Origin of the sequence: Cupriavidus sp. P-10, from assembly GCF_003402535.2 — a bacterium.
In the GTDB taxonomy this organism is placed as follows: Bacteria; Pseudomonadota; Gammaproteobacteria; order Burkholderiales; family Burkholderiaceae; genus Cupriavidus.
The window spans coordinates 2,859,240-2,876,067 of the sequence record NZ_AP025170.1 but is presented as its reverse complement, the minus strand read 5'-3'; the positions used below and the strand labels follow the sequence as shown (position 1 = coordinate 2,876,067).

At 66.5% G+C, this 16,828-nt stretch carries 15 protein-coding genes; 9 read left to right on the top strand and 6 right to left on the bottom strand.

Annotation, left to right across the window (positions count from 1 at the left end; genetic code table 11):
- Positions 1-20: 20 nt before the first annotated feature.
- Positions 21-455, top strand: coding sequence for a DNA polymerase III subunit chi (locus tag CTP10_RS13230; protein ID WP_116317987.1), 435 nt, complete (start codon positions 21-23; stop codon positions 453-455).
- Positions 452-931, top strand: a complete 480-nt coding sequence (locus CTP10_RS13225; RefSeq protein WP_116317986.1) for a hypothetical protein — start codon at positions 452-454, stop codon at positions 929-931. The genes CTP10_RS13230 and CTP10_RS13225 overlap by 4 nt, the downstream gene beginning before the upstream one ends.
- A gap of 78 nt (positions 932-1,009) precedes the next feature.
- On the opposite strand, the gene ilvD is transcribed toward CTP10_RS13225, so the two are convergent.
- The gene (gene ilvD, locus CTP10_RS13220) at positions 1,010-2,683 is read right to left on the bottom strand and encodes a dihydroxy-acid dehydratase (RefSeq protein ID WP_116317985.1); all 1,674 of its coding nucleotides are present in this window, start codon (positions 2,681-2,683) and stop codon (positions 1,010-1,012) included.
- A 151-nt stretch (positions 2,684-2,834) separates the two neighbouring features.
- Here ilvD and CTP10_RS13215 point away from each other — a divergent pair, with 151 nt between their 5' ends.
- Together CTP10_RS13215 and lgt are read left to right on the top strand one after the other, a co-directional pair.
- Positions 2,835-3,788 carry a LysR family transcriptional regulator gene (locus CTP10_RS13215; protein WP_116317984.1) on the top strand — a complete coding sequence of 318 codons (954 nt, stop codon included), beginning with the start codon at positions 2,835-2,837 and terminating at the stop codon, positions 3,786-3,788.
- Positions 3,789-3,828: 40 nt separating this feature from the next.
- Positions 3,829-4,647: a prolipoprotein diacylglyceryl transferase gene (lgt, locus tag CTP10_RS13210; RefSeq protein WP_116317983.1), complete on the top strand. Its 819-nt coding sequence runs from the start codon at positions 3,829-3,831 to the stop codon at positions 4,645-4,647.
- A 19-nt stretch (positions 4,648-4,666) separates the two neighbouring features.
- Here the strand turns inward: lgt and CTP10_RS13205 are convergent, their stop codons facing one another.
- Complete coding sequence (locus CTP10_RS13205) at positions 4,667-5,701, bottom strand: M48 family metallopeptidase (protein ID WP_116317982.1); 1,035 nt, start codon at positions 5,699-5,701, stop codon at positions 4,667-4,669.
- A gap of 26 nt (positions 5,702-5,727) precedes the next feature.
- Entirely contained in the window at positions 5,728-6,819 is a 1,092-nt protein-coding gene (locus CTP10_RS13200; RefSeq protein WP_116317981.1) for a YjgN family protein, read from the bottom strand.
- 810 nt (positions 6,820-7,629) lie between these two features.
- On the opposite strand from CTP10_RS13200, the gene CTP10_RS13195 reads away from it, so the two are divergent.
- The 5 genes from CTP10_RS13195 to CTP10_RS13175 all read left to right on the top strand — a co-directional run bounded on the left by CTP10_RS13195 (position 7,630) and on the right by CTP10_RS13175 (position 13,560).
- Positions 7,630-8,337, top strand: a complete 708-nt coding sequence (locus tag CTP10_RS13195) for a GntR family transcriptional regulator (protein WP_116318262.1) — start codon at positions 7,630-7,632, stop codon at positions 8,335-8,337.
- A gap of 69 nt (positions 8,338-8,406) precedes the next feature.
- Positions 8,407-9,912 (top strand): malonyl-CoA decarboxylase domain-containing protein, encoded by a 1,506-nt coding sequence (locus tag CTP10_RS13190; RefSeq protein WP_116317980.1) that lies wholly within the window; start codon positions 8,407-8,409, stop codon positions 9,910-9,912.
- Positions 9,913-10,064: 152 nt separating this feature from the next.
- Entirely contained in the window at positions 10,065-11,078 is a 1,014-nt protein-coding gene (locus tag CTP10_RS13185) for a Bug family tripartite tricarboxylate transporter substrate binding protein (RefSeq protein ID WP_116317979.1), read from the top strand.
- A gap of 43 nt (positions 11,079-11,121) precedes the next feature.
- Positions 11,122-11,904 (top strand): enoyl-CoA hydratase/isomerase family protein, encoded by a 783-nt coding sequence (locus CTP10_RS13180; protein ID WP_116318261.1) that lies wholly within the window; start codon positions 11,122-11,124, stop codon positions 11,902-11,904.
- A gap of 105 nt (positions 11,905-12,009) precedes the next feature.
- Positions 12,010-13,560, top strand: coding sequence for a malonate--CoA ligase (locus tag CTP10_RS13175; RefSeq protein ID WP_116317978.1), 1,551 nt, complete (start codon positions 12,010-12,012; stop codon positions 13,558-13,560).
- 126 nt (positions 13,561-13,686) lie between these two features.
- Here the strand turns inward: CTP10_RS13175 and CTP10_RS13170 are convergent, their stop codons facing one another.
- The 3 genes from CTP10_RS13170 to CTP10_RS13160 form a co-directional block, all read right to left on the bottom strand.
- Positions 13,687-14,385, bottom strand: coding sequence for an SIMPL domain-containing protein (locus CTP10_RS13170; protein ID WP_116318260.1), 699 nt, complete (start codon positions 14,383-14,385; stop codon positions 13,687-13,689).
- Positions 14,386-14,409: 24 nt separating this feature from the next.
- Positions 14,410-15,801 (bottom strand): transposase, encoded by a 1,392-nt coding sequence (locus tag CTP10_RS13165; RefSeq protein WP_116317977.1) that lies wholly within the window; start codon positions 15,799-15,801, stop codon positions 14,410-14,412.
- 192 nt (positions 15,802-15,993) lie between these two features.
- Positions 15,994-16,818, bottom strand: a complete 825-nt coding sequence (locus CTP10_RS13160; protein WP_116317976.1) for a sulfite exporter TauE/SafE family protein — start codon at positions 16,816-16,818, stop codon at positions 15,994-15,996.
- Positions 16,819-16,828 lie beyond the last annotated feature (10 nt).

The following is a 16,828-nucleotide window of genomic DNA, read 5'->3' as shown; positions in this document are numbered from 1 at the left end:
AACGCAAGCAGCAAACGTCCATGACGCGCATCGACTTCCACAGCAACGTGCCGGACCTGCTCGGCTATGTCTGCCGTCTGGTCCGCAAGGCCTACGGCGCCGGCCAGAAGGTAGTGATCCACGGCACGCCGGCGCAGCTGGCGGACCTGGATGCGCGCCTGTGGACCTTTTCGGCGCTGGATTTCCTGCCGCATTGCGGGCTTGAACACCCCAATGCGGCGGTCACGCCGATCCTGCTGGCCGCCACCACCGAGGGCGTGCCGCACCACCAGTTGCTGATCAACCTGTCCGACCAGCCGCCGGCGCAATTCGCCAGCTTTGAACGCCTGATTGAAGTGGTGGGGTCCGGCGACGGCGCCCGCGAAGCCGGCCGCCAGCGCTACCGCTTCTACCGCGAACGCGGCTATCCGCTGACGCATCACGATATCGGCCAGCCCAAGGGAGACGCAGCATGAGCGAACGCACCACATCGCGGGTGATCCCGCGGCCCGGGCCCAACGACAGCATTCCACTGCTGACCGAGGTGGTCGACCTGCCGGATACGGAATCGGTGGCGCAGCCGCCTGCGGCTGCGCAGGCAGGCGTCATTGACACCTTCGGCATGGCCGAATCCGGCATGGTCATGCATGTCGGCGATACCGGCGAGCCTCAGTCCGAAGCACCGCCGCCGCAAGCCCCGGCGGCGCTGACCGATCCCGGCGAGGACGACCTGCGCGCCATGCGCAGCGAACTGCTGTCGCGCGTGATGCTGCGCTTCCGCACCGAATGGCCGCAGGTGGTCGAAGCCCATACCGAAGCCACGCTGCAGGCGCGGCTGGCACCGCTGACCGCGCAGCTGGCCAGCGAGCTGACGCAGTCGCTGGAGGCCAGGCTGGTGGAGTGGCTGGATGCAACGCTGGAGGAGATCGAGCGGACGCCGGGTGAAAATTGAGGGTTTCTCCCCACGTCCTCCACCAAGGTAAAAAAGCCTGCGAGAGATCGCAGGCTTTTTCACATCTGTCGGACTCCGTCAGTCCGTCACCGCACCCTTGCTGGCCGTCGATGCCAGCCGCGCAAATTTCGCCAGCACTCCGCGTGTATAACGCGGCGCCGGCGCCTTCCAGGTGGCACGCCGTTTCGCCAGCTCATCCTCCGGCACATTCAGCTGCAGCAGCAGCTTGTGCGCGTCGATCGTGATCGAGTCGCCTTCCCGCACCAGCGCGATGGTGCCGCCTGCCGCCGCCTCAGGCGCCACGTGGCCAACCACCATGCCCCAGGTGCCGCCCGAAAAACGGCCGTCAGTGATAAAGCCCACCGATTCGCCCAGCCCCTTGCCGATGATGGCCGAGGTCGGCGCCAGCATTTCCGGCATGCCCGGGCCGCCCTTGGGGCCGAGGTAGCGCAGCACCAGCACGTCGCCGGCGTTGATCTTGTCGGCCAGGATCGCGTCCATCGCGCTCTGCTCGTCCTCGAACACGCGCGCCGGGCCGGTGATGACCGGGTTCTTCAGGCCGGTGATCTTGGCGACCGCGCCTTCCTCGGCCAGGTTGCCCTTCAGGATGGCGAGGTGGCCTTCCTTGTAGAGCGCCTTTTCGATTGGCAGGATCACATCCTGGTCGGCGCGCGGGGTGTCCGGCACGTGTTCCAGTTCTTCGGCCAGCGTGCGGCCGGTAATGGTCAGGCAGTCGCCATGCAGCAGGCCGGCCTTCAGCAGGATCTTCATGACCTGCGGGATCCCGCCCGCCTTGTGCAGGTCGGTGGCCACGTACTGCCCGGACGGCTTCAGGTTGCAGATCACCGGCACCTTCCGGCGGATGCGCTCGAAGTCCTCGATGGTCCATTCGACTTCCGCCGAGTGCGCGATCGCGAGGTAGTGCAGCACCGCGTTGGTCGAACCGCCGGTGGCCATGATCAGCGCCACGGCGTTCTCGATCGACCGGCGCGTGATGATGTCGCGCGGCTTGATGTCCTTCTTGATCGCCTCGACCAGCACGCGCGCCGATTCGGCGGCGCTGTCGACCTTCTCCTGGTCCGGGTTGGCCATGGTCGACGAGTACAGCAGCGACATGCCCAGCGCCTCGAACGACGAGCTCATGGTGTTGGCGGTGTACATGCCGCCGCACGATCCGGTCGACGGGCAGGCGTTCTTTTCCACGCCCTCGAAGTCTTCCTGGCTCATGCGCCCGGCGGTGAATTCGCCCACGGCCTCGAACGACGACACGATGGTCAGGTCCTTGCCCTTCCAGTTGCCCGGCTTGATGGTGCCGCCGTAGACATAGATGCCCGGCACGTTGGTGCGCGCCAGCGCGATCATGCCGCCGGGCATGTTCTTGTCGCAGCCGCCGATCACGACCACGCCGTCCATCCACTGGCCCTGCGCCGCGGTCTCGATGCAGTCGGCAATGACCTCGCGCGAGATCAGCGAGTACTTCATCCCCTCGGTGCCCATCGACATGCCGTCCGAGATGGTCGGCGTGCCGAACACCTGCGGGTTGGCGTCCGAGGCCTTGATCGCGTCGATCGCCGCGTCGGCCAGGCGCTGCAGGCCGGCGTTGCAGGGAGTGATCGTGGAGTGACCGTTGGCGATGCCCACCATCGGCTTGTCGAAGTCTTCCTTCTTGTAGCCGAGGGCGTAGTACATCGAGCGGTTGGGGGAACGCGCCACGCCTTGCGTGATGTTCTGCGAGCGTTTGTTGAATGCCATGGTGGGTCTCCGGGGGAATGTCCGGCGCCGCGGGGTCGCGCGCTGTCACGCGGGCAGCCGATGTTGTGCCGGAAAGCATGCCCCTTGCATTTTGGAGTGTCAAATATATTATTTGCCCTCTATTGAGTCGAAAAACATATCAGGAGCCGGCTTGGACCTGCGTCAGTTGCGTTACTTCGTCACCGTGGCGGAAGAGTTGCATTTCGGCCGTGCCGCGCAACGGCTGTCGATGACACAGCCGCCGCTGTCGCAGCAGATCCAGGCGCTGGAGGAAGAGATCGGCGTGCCGCTGTTCGTGCGCACGCGGCGCTCCGTGGCACTGACGCCCGCCGGCGCGCAGTGGCTGCCCGAAGTGCGCCGGGTGCTGGCCGATGCCGCGGCGCTGCCCGGGCTGGCGCAGCGGCTGGCGCGGGGCGAACTGGGTTCGCTGTCGCTGGCCTTCGTCAGCACGGCCGACTACGGCATCCTGCCCGACCTGCTGCGGCGGTTCCGGGCGCGTCATCCGGAGGTGCAGCTGCAACTGCGCGAGGCCACCAGCGACGTCCAGCTCGAAGCACTGCTGGAGGGCACGATTGACGCGGGCCTGGTGATCCGGCCCCAGTTGCCCGCGATGCCGCACGGACTTGCCTACCTGCCGCTGGTGAGCGAACCGCTGGTGCTGGCCGTTCCCGACGGCTGGCGGCCGGCAGGCGGGCTCGCGCAGGGCGGCACGGTATCGCTGCAGGACGGGACGGTATCACTGCGCGATGCGGCATCCGAACCGCTGATCATCTTCCCGCGCCGAAGTGCGCCGGCGTTTTATGACATCATTACGGGCTACTATGCGCGCGAGGGCCTGGTGCCAGCGATCGCGCAGGAAGCCATCCAGATGCAGACCATCGTCAGCCTGGTGTCGGCCGGCATGGGCGTGGCGCTGGTGCCGGCATCGCTGTGCAACCTCCGGCGCACTGGCGTGTCGTACCTGGCGCTGCGCGAGTCCGGCCCGCAGATCGAGACCGGGCTGGCCTGGCGCGACGGCGGCGGCGCCGGCGTCGCGCCGGTGCTGCGGTCGTTCATCGAGATTGCCGGCGCTCTGGCCAACGAGGCCGCCGCGGCGCCGCGCTGAGCGCGCGGCCAGCCCATACAGACAACTTATTCACGCCAACATGCTGATCCATCCCCAGTTCGACCCGGTTGCCATCCACCTGGGCCCGCTTGCCATCCGCTGGTACGGGCTGATGTACCTGGCCGGGTTCATCATGTTCCTGTGGTTCGGGCGCCTGCGCATCCGCCAGCCGCATATGGCGGCCAAGGGCTGGACCACGCGCGACCTCGACGACATGCTGTTCTTCGGCGTGCTGGGCGTGATCCTGGGCGGGCGGCTGGGCTACGTGCTGTTCTACAAGCCGACGTACTACCTGGCGCACCCGATGGAGATCTTCAAGGTGTGGGAGGGTGGCATGGCCTTCCACGGCGGCTTTCTCGGCGTGATCGTGGCGATGTGGCTGTTCGCCAAGCTGCGCCGCCGCCACTGGATGGAGGTGACCGACTTCATCGCGCCGATGATCCCGTGCGGGCTCGCCGCCGGCCGCATCGGCAATTTCATCAACGGCGAGTTGTGGGGCCGCGCGACCGACCTGCCCTGGGGCATGATCTTCCCGCAGGCGGGCGACAACATCCCGCGCCATCCGTCGCAGCTGTACCAGTTCGCCGGCGAGGGCGTGGCGCTCTTCATCATCCTGTGGCTGTTCGCGCGCAAGCCGCGGCCGATGGGCGCGGTCTCGGGTGTGTTCCTAATCGGTTATGGCGCGTTCCGCTTTGCCGCGGAATTCGCGCGCGAGCCAGACAGCTTCCTCGGCCTGCTGGCACTGAAGATGTCGATGGGGCAGTGGCTGAGCGTGCCGATGGTGCTGGCCGGCATCGCCATGGTGATCTGGGCCTACCGCCGCCAGCCCGGCGCCGGCGCCCCGCAGCCGGCGGCCTGAGCGCAGGCGCCACCGCGGACTACCTGGCGGCCCGGCGCAGCGCGTCGATGCGCGCCTGCGTATGCGGGTGCGTCGACAGGAAGTCCTGGCCGCGATCCGGTGCGGCCTCCGAGGCTGGCGATGCCGCGCCGGCGTCCGCACGATGTTCCAGCTTGAGCAGCACATCAGCCAGCGCCGCCGGCGGCAGGCCGTTGCGCTGCATGACCTCGATGGCGAAGTCGTCGGCCTCGCGCTCGTGATCGCGTGAGTAGCGCAGCGTCAGCATGGCGGCCGGCACGCCGGCCAGCACCGTCGAGATATCGCCGAACAGGTAGGCCGACAGCGCGCCCAGCGCCGAAGCCTGGATCACCTGTTGCAGGCCGTGGCGCCGCGCCACATGGCCGGCTTCATGCGCCAGCACCCCCATCATGCCCGCGCCGGTGCCTGCCAGGCCGACCAGCTCGTCGGTGACGACGATGGTGCCTCCCGGCAGCGCCAGCGCATTGGCGCCGATCTCGCCGCCCTGGCGAAACAGGATCTGGTAGTCGTGTCCCGCGTCGGGCGGCCGCTTCAGCGTGGCAAAGCCCTGGCGGATGCGCTCCTGCTCGGCCTGCGGCAGTTGCGTCGGCTTGACCACGCCGTTGTCCAGGCTCGCCAGTGTCAGCTTGCCGAGGTGGGCTTCCACTTCGGCCGGTATGGTGCGCGCCATCACGCCCGCGCCCCACGGCAGCAGCACGTAGTAGCCCAGCACCAGCACCGCCACCAGCGCCGCCACCGCCATCCCGGCAAGCCGCCAGCTGTTCTGCGCGCGCGACACCAGCCCTTCGCGGTGGCCGGTGGCGGCCAGCATGTGGTCGAAGGCGGCGTGGTCGTTGATTTCGCAGAAGGCGCCGTCGGCGAACGTGACCAGGCGCGGCGCGCGCCGTACGCGTTCGGATACGCGCACGGCGGACAGCGCGGCGCGGCGCAGCTCGGCGCCGCTGTCGTCGCGCAGCACCGCCTGCTGCGCTTCCACGGCCAGGGTTGCCGGATGCGCACGCGAGGTGCGGCCATCGAAGAAGGTGACTGGGATCATGGTGCTGATGCTACCGGGCGTGGCAGTCAGAGCGCGATGTCGATGTCGTACCAGTCTACTGCGGCATCGCCCAGCGCACCGACCTGCTGTACCTCGCCTGCAACAAAGCTGTCGAGCGGGCCGGCGGCCAGCATGGTCACGCATTCGACCCGGTAGCGCGTGGAGCGCACCCGCGCGAACGGCAGGTACAGGCCCAGCGTCAGCGCGATGGCGATCAGGTTGGTGACGAAGATAAAGACCATGCGGGCGGCGCTGACCTGGCTGCGGAACGCGTGCGGTGCCAGCGTGGTGTGGTTCCACACCACGTTCTGCAGGCGCGCCGTCAGGTAGGGGCTGACCGCCAGCGCACCGAGGTAGAAAAAACCGACGGTGGCAAGAGCAAGCACAACCGCGATGGTTTTGCCCTGTGTCCCGGGCATGACCACGGCGCCCAGGATGTTGCCGAGCGCAAAACCCGCAATGACGACAGCCACGATCACACCCGCCGCGCGCAGGTAAACGCTGTAGAACTCACCGGCGCCTGCCGTGAACGCGAACGGCGCGGTGCCGAAGCGCGTGTTGTTGTGCTGGTACTGCTTGAAACGCTGGTGCGCCAGCGGCCCGAGCAGCCCCAGCGTGAACACCGCTGCCAGCGGCCATAGCACGAATACCTTGCAGGCCTCGGCATCGCCGCCGGCAAAGGCAAAGCGCAGGCCGCGGTAGCTGGAATTGGCCATGCGGAAGCGCAGCGAGCGCACCAGCAGCAGCGGGAACACCGCCAGCAGCGCCACCAGCATCGCCAGCGAGAGGAAGGGCGACACATTCGAGGCCAGCTGGAACGCAAACACGAGTCCGAACACGATGGCCCGGCCTTTCAGGATCGCGGAGGGCTTGCCGTGGTAATCGAAGCTGGCGCCATCGAGGCGGGTATTGCGATAGAAATACTGCAACGTGCGCACCTTGGCCCACGCGGAATAGATGCCGAAGGTGACGATGGTCAGCAGTACGTTAACGATCCAGATACGGAAATATTCCGATCCGGAACCGGTGAAGGACAGGCGCAAAGGTTGCGGCGACGCCGGCGCCGTATCAAACGCGGCGGACGAAAAGAAGGTGAAATCGCTGCTGCCGGCGTGCATGGCTGAAGCTCCCGGGGAAATGGAAATGCGTGGAAATGCGGTTCGGCGAACGGAACCCGGCAAATAGCCCGGCGTTGTTGTCTCAAGAATGCAACCAAATCAAAAGAGGCCGTTGCGACGCGCGGCTCACATTCTCGCATCGATAAATAGCGATGGCGGCACATTTCGCATATGCAATTGCCGACAGCGGGTTCGGCTGGTTAGCCCCATGGGAAAACCCTCGTAACAATCGAGAAACATCCTGTTACACTGATCGCAATCTGTAACAAGTTTCGGATGCGTGCCATCAATAAATTCAAGGACTTAGAGCCGCTGGCACGTTAATCGCTAACGTTACTGTTACAAGATGAGCGGTAAGCCACAACCGCCACGGAAGGGTTCAGGGAGGGTCCGCAGGGTTTGCGACGGACCACTGGGGTCGGACGCTTCACGCCACAGAACAGGGCAACGGGAAAATCCGCGCGCAAGCGCGTTTCAAGGGGGGCGCCGGGCCAGCGCCAGCTTTCCATGATGACCCACGCCGCGAGTACAGAACCGTACGCGCAGGCGATGTAAGCAGTCCAGCAGTCCTTTCAGGCGCGGGCGTTTCTTTGCAGGGAGGCATGGAAACGCCCGCCGCACCTCCTGCCACCATGCTGCCGTCTTCACGGCTCCGATCGCATGGCCGCACATAATCCAGCGCTATACCTCTTCATTCCGGCATTCTGCGGCGCAGCATCGAAATCACTTGTATCGTTCGCGCCCTAATCCATAATTATGAATTATGGCGACCGGGACACATGATTCCGGCCGGGATTCCCGAGGATGGTAATGCGCATCGTCCAGCAGGCCCTGTACCTCGAAGTCGCAGACCGGCTGCGCGCGATGATCGACGCCCATACGCTCACGCCCGGTGCCTGGATCGACGAAAGCGCGATGGCCGGGTCGCTCGGCATCTCGCGCACGCCGCTGCGTGAAGCGCTCAAGGTGCTGGCCGCCGAAGGGCTGGTTCGCCTCGAGCCGCGCCGCGGCTGCTTTGTCAACAAACTGTCCGAGCAGGACCTGGACGAGATCTTCCCGCTGATGGCGCTGCTCGAGGGCCGCTGCGCCTACGAGGCCGCGCGCAATGCCACGCGGGCGGACCTGGACGCGCTGGACGGCCTGCACGCCGACCTGGCCCGCTACGCGCAGGCCGGCGATATCGACGCCTATTACGAGACCAACGCACAGATCCATGAAGCGATCCAGCGGCTGGCCGGCAACCGCTGGCTGTCCGGGCTGATCAGCGACTTGCGCAAGGTGCTGCGGCTGTCGCGCCACAAGAGCCTGAAGCTGCCGGGCCGCATCCACGAGTCCTGCGCCGAGCACCTGTCGGTGTTTGCCGCGCTCAAGGCGCGCGACCCCGAAGGCGCTGAAGCCATGATGAAGACCCACCTGCTGCGCCAGCGCGCGGCGCTGCAGGCGCTCGACGCCGGCGCCGGCGCGGCGCAGCCGAGCCGGGCCCCGCCGGCGCTGCGCGTGGCCAGCGGCGACGAATAGCCGCACACGCCGCACGCGGCGGCATGAAAAGTCCTTCACGTTCCGATCGATGCACAAGGCAGGTACCGCATGAACTCCTTCGACACGGGTGACCAGAGAATCAGCGCGCCGCTGGGCGAGAGCGAGCCGGCCGGCGCTAATTTCCTGTCGCGGCTGGGCCGCTGGTGGGGCCGCAAAGGCGAGGGCGAGGCCGCGCCCAGGCCCGCCAACGGCGTGGCGCACGCCGATGGCGAGTCACCGCTGCCAGCGCGCGTGGCGCGCCGCCAGCGCGAGCAGTTGCGGCTGTGCTTCGATGCCCGCCTGACCGACGGCGCCGCCAATGCCGCCGCGCAGGCATGGCAGGCAGAGTACGAGGCCGCGGACGAGGCCACGCGGCGTGCCATGCTGGGGCTGCTGGCAGAGGTTGCCAGCAGCAGCGGCGAAAAGCCCGCCGATGCGAAGGCTGATGCCAAGGGTGACGGGAAGGCTGATGGCAAAGGGGATGGCAAGGCCGGCGCACGCGCCGATGGCGGCCATTCCGGGCTGACCCAGGCGCTGTCCAACGCCCGCATCCGATTCTTCAAGCGTTTGGCGGCGCTGCACGGCCAGCGCGGCAGCAGCGCCTGCGGGCTGCACTTTTTGATCCAGTTGCGCGCCGACATGTTGCGCTGGCAGCGCCGCATACCTGGCTTGCGCGCGCTTGACGACGACCTCGAGGCGCTGTTCTCCAACTGGTTCGATGTGGGCCTGCTGGAACTGCAGCCCATCACCTGGGACTCGCCCGCGTCGCTGCTGGAAAAGCTGATCCGCTACGAGGCCGTGCACGAGATCGCGTCGTGGACCGACCTGCGCAACCGGCTCGACACTGACCGCCGCTGCTACGCCTTTTTCCATCCGCGCATCCCGCGTGAGCCGCTGATCTTTGTCGAGGTGGCGTTCGTTCCCGAGATGGCCGCCAATGTGCAGACATTGCTCGACGAGGCCGCGCCGCTGGAAGACCTGCGCCGCGTGAAGTGGGCCATCTTCTATTCGATCAGCAACACGCAGGCCGGCCTGCGTGGCGTCAGCTTTGGCAATTTCCTGCTCAAGCGCGTGATCGAGGAGTTGCAGCGCGAATTTCCCAAGGTCAAGCAGTTCGCCACGCTGTCGCCGATTCCGGGGTTTGCCGACTGGCTGCGCAAGCAGGACGCCGGCGCCGTGTCGCGCGCACTTGGCGACAAGCGCCTGGCGCGCTGGCGCGAGCGCCACGGCGAGGCGCCGGCAGACGGGGCAGGGTGGCTGACGGCGCTGTCGCCTGACGCGCCCGCGGATGCTGACCCGCTGACGCGCGATATCGCGATGGCGCTGGCCGCGCATTACCTGGTTCGCGAGCGCCACCAGTCGCTGCCGGCGGACCCGGTGGCGCGCTTCCATCTGGGCAACGGCGCCTGTGTCGAGCGGCTCAACTGGGCCGCCGACCTGTCGCGAAAAGGCCGCGGCCAGAGTTGCGGCATGATGGTGAATTACCTTTACGTGCCCGAGGCGCTGGATGACAATCTGGCACGCTTGGGTGCCGGCAACCCGCGCATCGGTCGTAGCGTCGGGAAGCTGCTGTGACTTTGGTCAGGTCACGGGGATCGCCCCCGCACCCGCGGTGCCCCGCGCGCCGCGTTTGCTTGTCGGGACCTTTGCAGTAGACCCATGCCGCGGCGCCTGCTCGCGGCAATCAGATCGACTTTCCGAAGAAAAGAGAGAGAGGAGACAGCAAGATGAATCGTCGTCAGTTCAGCCTGGCCGCGTGCGCTCGCGCAGCGGGCATGGCACTGGGTGTGGCCGGCATCGGCGCCGCCACGCTGTTCGCGGCACCCGCCGCGCATGCCGATGCCTGGCCGTCCAAGCCCGTCACCGTGATTGTGCCGTTCCCGGCCGGCGGCGGCACCGACGCGTTTGCGCGCCCGCTGACCGCGCAGCTGTCCAAGCAACTGGGCAAGCAGTTCGTGATCGACAACCGCGGCGGCGCCGGCGGCACGGTTGGCGCCAGCATCGCGGCCAAGGGCGCGCCGGACGGCTACACCGTGTTTATCGGCGGCGCGCACCATGCGATCGCCCCGTCCTTCTACAAGAAGCTGGACTACGACATCGAGAAGGATTTCATCCCGGTGACGGTGATCGCCCAGCCGCCGCAGGTCGTGGTGGTCAATCCCAACCGCGTCAAGGCCAACACGCTGCAGGAGCTGATCGCCTACGCCAAGGCCAATCCCGGCAAGCTCAACTACGGTTCGGCCGGCAACGGCTCGGCCCACCACCTGGCGGGCGAGTTGTTCAAGATCCAGACCAAGACCTTCATCACCCATATCCCGTACAAGGGCGCTGGCCCGGCGCTGTCCGACCTGATCGCGGGCCAGGTCGACCTGATGTTCGACGGCCTTGGCTCGTCGGCGCAACATATCCGCGCGGGCCGCATCAAGGCGCTGGCAGTGGCATCGAGCAAGCGCTCGGCAGCCTTCCCCAATGTGCCGACCGCCGCCGAGGCCGGGGTGCCGAACTACGAGGTCTCGACCTGGTATGCGATGTGGGTGCCCAAGGGTACGCCCAAGGAGATCGTCGACCGCCTGTACGCCGAGACCGAGAAGGCGTTGAACACGCCGGAAATGAAACAGGTCTGGCTCAACAACGGCTCCGAGACGCCGGCCTTCACGCAGGAGCAGTTCGCGCAGTTCCAGCGTGCCGAGATCCGCCGCTGGGCGCAGGTGGTGCAGCAGTCCGGCGCCAAGATGGACTGACGGAGCGCCATGCCATGCTGATCCGATGCACCGGGGCGCCGCGATGAGCGGCACCGTCATCTTTGCCTCGCAGGGCACCACGGCGACCGTGACGCTGTCGCACGCCGGCAAGCTCAATGCCATTTCCGCGCAGATGTGGCGCGAGCTGGCCGCGGGCTTCACCCGGCTGGCGGCCGATCCCGCGCTGCGCTGCGTGGTGGTGCGCGGCGCCGACGGCAACTTTGCCGCCGGCGCCGACATCGCCGAGTTTCCCGCCGAACGCGGCGACGAGGCCGCGGTGCGGAACTACCACATGGCCACCATCGCGCCGGCGCTGGCGGCGGTGGCGCAATGCCCGCACCCGACCGTGGCGATGATCGAGGGCGTGTGCGTGGGCGGCGGGCTGGAGATCGCGTGCCATTGCGACCTGCGGATCGCCGCCTCGGACAGCCGCTTCGGCGTACCGATCAACCGCCTCGGCTTCCCGATGGCGCCGGGCGAGCTGCAAGGCCTGCTGGCGCTGGCCGGCCGCGCGGCCACGCTCGAGATACTGCTCGAAGGCCGCGTCTTCGACGCTGCCGAGGCACGTGCCAAGGGGCTGCTTACGCGCGTGGTCGAGCCGGGCGCGCTGGCCGCCGAAGTCGATGCCGCGGTGCGTCGCATTGCCGCCGGCGCACCCGCCGCGGCACGCATCAACAAGGCCACCATCCGCCGGCTGGCGCCGATGACGGCGCCGCTGTCACCGGCCGAGCTTGACGAGCACTTCGCCTATGCGGAGGGCGCCGACCATGCCGAGGGCGTGGCCGCCTTCCTGGCGCGCCGGGCGCCGCAGTTCCGGGGAGAGTAGGCAAATCTGCCAGAATGCAGGATTGTCATGCCCGCACGATCCTGCACCCCGGGCCTCGCCCCTGCGTGTTCCATACCGTTCCATGCCTTTCGTTCGATCCACACCATGAACGCCAACCTGTTCGCCCTGTTCGAAACCCGCTTTCCCGCCGACCGCACCGCCTGCTGCATCGAGACCCACGACGGCCTGTATTACAGCTGGGACGACCTCGACCGCGCCACCGCCAAGCTGGCCAACCTGCTGGCCTCGCTGAACCTGCCCGAAGGCGCGCGCGTGGCCGTGCAGGTCGAGAAGTCGCCCGAGGCGCTGTTCCTGTACCTGGCCACGCTGCGCGCGGGCTATGTCTACCTGCCGCTCAATACCGCCTACCAGGAGGCGGAGATCGACTACTTCGTCGGCAACGCCGAGCCGTCGGTGGTGGTGTGCAGCAGCAAGAATTTCGGCTGGGTCTCCAAGGTGGCGTTCCGCCACGGCGTCAACCACGTCTTTACGCTGGACGATGACCGCAGCGGCTCGCTGCTGGCACGCGCCGCCGGCAAGGACGACACCTTTGCCACCGTAGCGCGCGCGGACGACGACCTTGCGGCCATCCTCTACACCTCGGGCACCACCGGCCGCAGCAAGGGCGCGATGCTGACGCACCGCAACCTCGCCTCCAATGCGCAGACGCTGCACGAATACTGGGGCTGGCGCAGCGACGACGTGCTGCTGCACATGCTGCCGATCTTCCACGTGCACGGCCTGTTCGTGGCCTCGCACGGCGCGCTGCTGGCCGGCGCCAAGATGATCTGGGCGCCCCGGCTCGACATGGCGCAGGTGCTGAAATTCCTGCCGCGCTCGACCGTGATGATGGGCGTGCCGACCTACTACGTGCGCATGCTGCAGGAGCCGCGCTTCGACGACGACACCTGCCGCCGCATGCGGCTGTTCGTGTCGGGCTCGGCGCCGCTGCTGCTGGAAACCTTCGACGCCTTCCGCGAGCGCACCGGCCACACCATCCTGGAGCGCTATGGCATGAGCGAGACGGTGATGCTGGTGTCGAACCCGTATGATCCGGCGCTGGGCGAGCGCATCGGCGGCACCGTCGGCCTGCCGCTGCCTGGCGTTTCGGTACGCGTGGTTGATGGCGAAGGCGGCCTCTGCGCGCCGGGCGAGATCGGCAACGTCGAGGTCAGGGGCCCGAACGTGTTCCATGGCTACTGGCGCATGCCGGAAAAAACCAGGGAAGAGTTCACCGACGGGTGGTTCAAGACCGGCGACGTCGGCCGCTTCGGTGGTGCCATCGCCAGCCAGGCTGGCGAGCGCCAGGTGCCGGAAAGCTACCTGACCATCGTCGGCCGCAGCAAGGACCTGATCATCTCGGGCGGCTACAACGTCTACCCGAAGGAAATCGAAAGCTTTATCGACGAGATGCCGGGGGTGGCCGAGAGTGCCGTGATCGGCGTGCCGCACGCGGACTTCGGTGAGGCGGTGGTGGCGGTGGTGGTAAAGAAGCCGGGCGCGGAGATCGATGAATCGGCGATGATCGGCACGCTCAAGGGCCGTATCGCCAACTTCAAGGTGCCCAAGCGCGTGCACGTGGTGGACGAGCTGCCGCGCAATACGATGGGGAAGGTGCAGAAGAACGTGCTGCGGCAGCAGTTTGCAGCGCTGTAACACGCTTGTGACGCTGAGGGTTTGCTCCCTCTCCCCATGAAGCCATGAGGGGAGAGGGAGAACATCTTGCTGAGCCTAGCTCAGGCGGCTTGGAAGCACCGCAAGCCGGCCGCCTCTCAACGGCCTTTACTTCAGCATCTGCACCGACCCGTTCACCGACACCGTCACCTGTGTCTTGCCGCCTTCCACGGGCACCGGCACCGCGGCATCGGCCATCATCGCCTTGGCTGCGCCATACATGCGCGGCATCGGCGGCACCACGCCGCTTTCGCTCACGTTGACTTCCCGGATGGTGTAGCTGTTGTAGCCAAACAGCTTGGTGGTCGACTGCGCCTTGTTGCGGAACGACGCCACCGCCTGGTCGGCCAGCTTGGCTTCGGCTGCTTCGCGCGCTTCACGCGACAGCGAGAAGGCAATGTTCTGCACCTGCATCTGGCTGGCCAGCTCGCCCGCCAGCTTCGACACCGCGGAAAAATCGCGCGACTTCAGGATGACCTCGGAACGCCCGCGCCAGGTGCTGATGCGGCCGTTGCGGTCGGTGCTGGGGTGGATGGTGAAGCCGCCCGATTCCGCGGTCACGCCCTGCGTGCGCTTGGCCTGTGCCAGCACGGCCTGGGTGCGCGTGGCCAGCGCCGACGAGATTGCCGCGGGCTCCGCGCCTTCCTGTTCGGCGGCGAGCGTCAGGTGCACGATGTCGGTCGGCACTTCACTCACGGCCTGTGCCGACAGCGACAGCACGCCAGCCGGCGTTTCGGTCGGCCCGCCATGCGCCGAAGCGACGATGGCGGTGGTGCCCAGCAGGGTGGCGGCAAGCCATTGTTTCATCTTGTTCTGTTCCATAAAATCTGCTCAAAGTTGAGCATTGGATTTATCCGCACTTCGTTGACGCGGCTTGCGCCGCCCAACTGAAGCCGCTTGACGCTCAGTTGCGCCGGAGGAGCGCGCGAGCAGAACCTGCTTCACCTGGAGGTGAGGCATATACTGGGCGATTTCCCGGTCGTGAATCCTGCTCCGCACGTTCCGCGCAGCATTGGTGTCCGCCTGAAGCACGTCCCCGTTGGCACGGTAAAATTTGTCGCCCTCGCGCTTGCCTTCCAGCAAGCCCGTGAACGAGTCCATTTGCGACGTGTAGGCGGCGTTGACGACGACGTGCGTCGCTCCACGCTGCGTGCAAACTTCATCGAGCGCTTGAGCCAGTACACCCTTGGCCCATGCGCTCATGCGGCGGTTGTAGTGCCGCCACTGACTCCTCCCCTTGATGGGGGACGTCAGATCTTCCGAACCGACCACTGCCGCCTTGTCCACGATGGCATGGGCGCACTGATAGGCAATCGTGCGCAACCGCTGCTGCGTGCGGTCCCTGCGCGCCTGCAGTTTCACGCGTCCAAGGTTGCACTTCCTGATGCGCTCCGCCTTGGCGATGCGACCGGCTTTGCGATTGGCTTTTTCGAGAGCATGCAGCCGATTTCGTGCTTTGCCGGTCTTCGAAACCTGGTCGCTGAAAGCGCTCAGCACGGCGCCGAACGTCTGCCCATGATGCTCGCCATCTGAATCGGCGAAGGCCTCGGTGTAGCCTTTGTCGACGCCAATTTCCCCCGAGCCGCAGGGGCGCCCGTGGGCCTTCGCCGTAGCGTAGTGGATTTCGACCGCGTCACCCTTGACGATCACACGCAGGTTGCAACCCGTGAGGTCCACGTTCTTGCCGTTGCTGTTCGTCGTGAGCTCGATCGGAGGGCCGTACTGCCTAGCGATGTGTATGGTGACGACAAGGTGCCCGTCCCTGACGCGGCTCTGATGCTTGTCCGAGCGGACGATGAACTGATTGTCGCAACTCGAAACGCCGTGCCGAAAGTACTTGCGCATCATCCGGTGCAGGTACTTGTCTTCGAGCCACTTGTCACGTTTGAGCAGGGTATAGAGTCGCTTTCGCTCTGCCTCCTCGGAGGTCCGCTTTGCGATGGCTTGTCGCACCTTCGCGCAGGCAGCCGCCTTGTACGTCAGGATGTCATTGACGGCGTCCTTCGTGGTCTCGGCTCGGATTGTGCCGTCCACCGCCAGCGAGGCATACCAGCCGCCAGCCGTCACTTCCTTGCGAATATCGGCCGCACTCTTGCCGACGTTCCCCAGCGCGCCGTAGCGACGCCAGAGGTCTGCTCGGACGAACGCCGTCGCCCTGCACACTGCGCGAAGCGTAGACACGCACGACGACGTCGCATAGAGAGTGCGGGTGACGATTGTCATTCCAGAATTTCCTTCGGTTCCTTGCTACCCAGATAGTCTTCCTTGATCTGCCTTTTTTGACCTTGCGCATGCCGGACAGGCGGCATGAGAACTCCCAAAAAAACATAGTGGATATCAGACGGAAACAGGGCGTGAAATGTTCCGCGAGATTGCAAACGATTGTTGCAAAGGCGGGGTGCAAACTCGTACGGGTCAGAAGGCCTGCCAGGCTTTCCACAGCATATAGGTGGCCAGGCACAGCAGCAGCAGCGCAAACGCCTTGCGCAACTGCCCCACATCCATCCGGTGCGCGGTGCGCGCGCCCAGCGGCGCGGTCAGCACGCTGGCCGCGGCAATGACGAGCAACGCCGGCAGGTAGATGTAGCCGAGCGATCCCGCCGGCAGTCCCGGCATCTGCCAGCCGCTCCAGACATAGCCCGCCACGCTGGCCGCCGCGATCGGGAAGCCCAGCGCCGCCGATGTCGCCACCGCGTTGTGGATCGGCACGTTGCACCAGGTCATGAACGGTACCGAGACAAAGGCGCCGCCCGCGCCGACCAGGCTCGACAGGAACCCGATCACGCCACCCGTGCCCATCATGCCCGCCGCGCCCGGCAGTTGCCGGCTCGGGACAGGGCGGCGGCTGCGCAGCATCTGCAGCGCGGAAAACCCGACAAACACGGCGAAGGCAAGCGACAGCCAGCTGGTCTTGAGCGCGGCAAAGACCTTCCCGGCGCCGACCATGCCGCCGAGCACGATGCCCGGTGCCAGCGCCAGCACCACCGGCCAGCGCACCGCGCCGCGCTTGTGGTGCGCGCGCACCGACGACAGGGAAGTGAACAGGATGGTGCCCATCGACGTGGCGATCGCCATATGGACGATGGCTTCCATGGGAAAGCCCAGCGCGGTGAACAGCAGCGTCAGGAACGGCACCATCATCATGCCGCCGCCGACGCCGAGCAGCCCGGCGCAGAAGCCGGTGAAGGCGCCAAGGGCCAGCAGCGCAGGGATCAGCACCGGCAGGGTAGCAAGCTGCATAGATGATCCG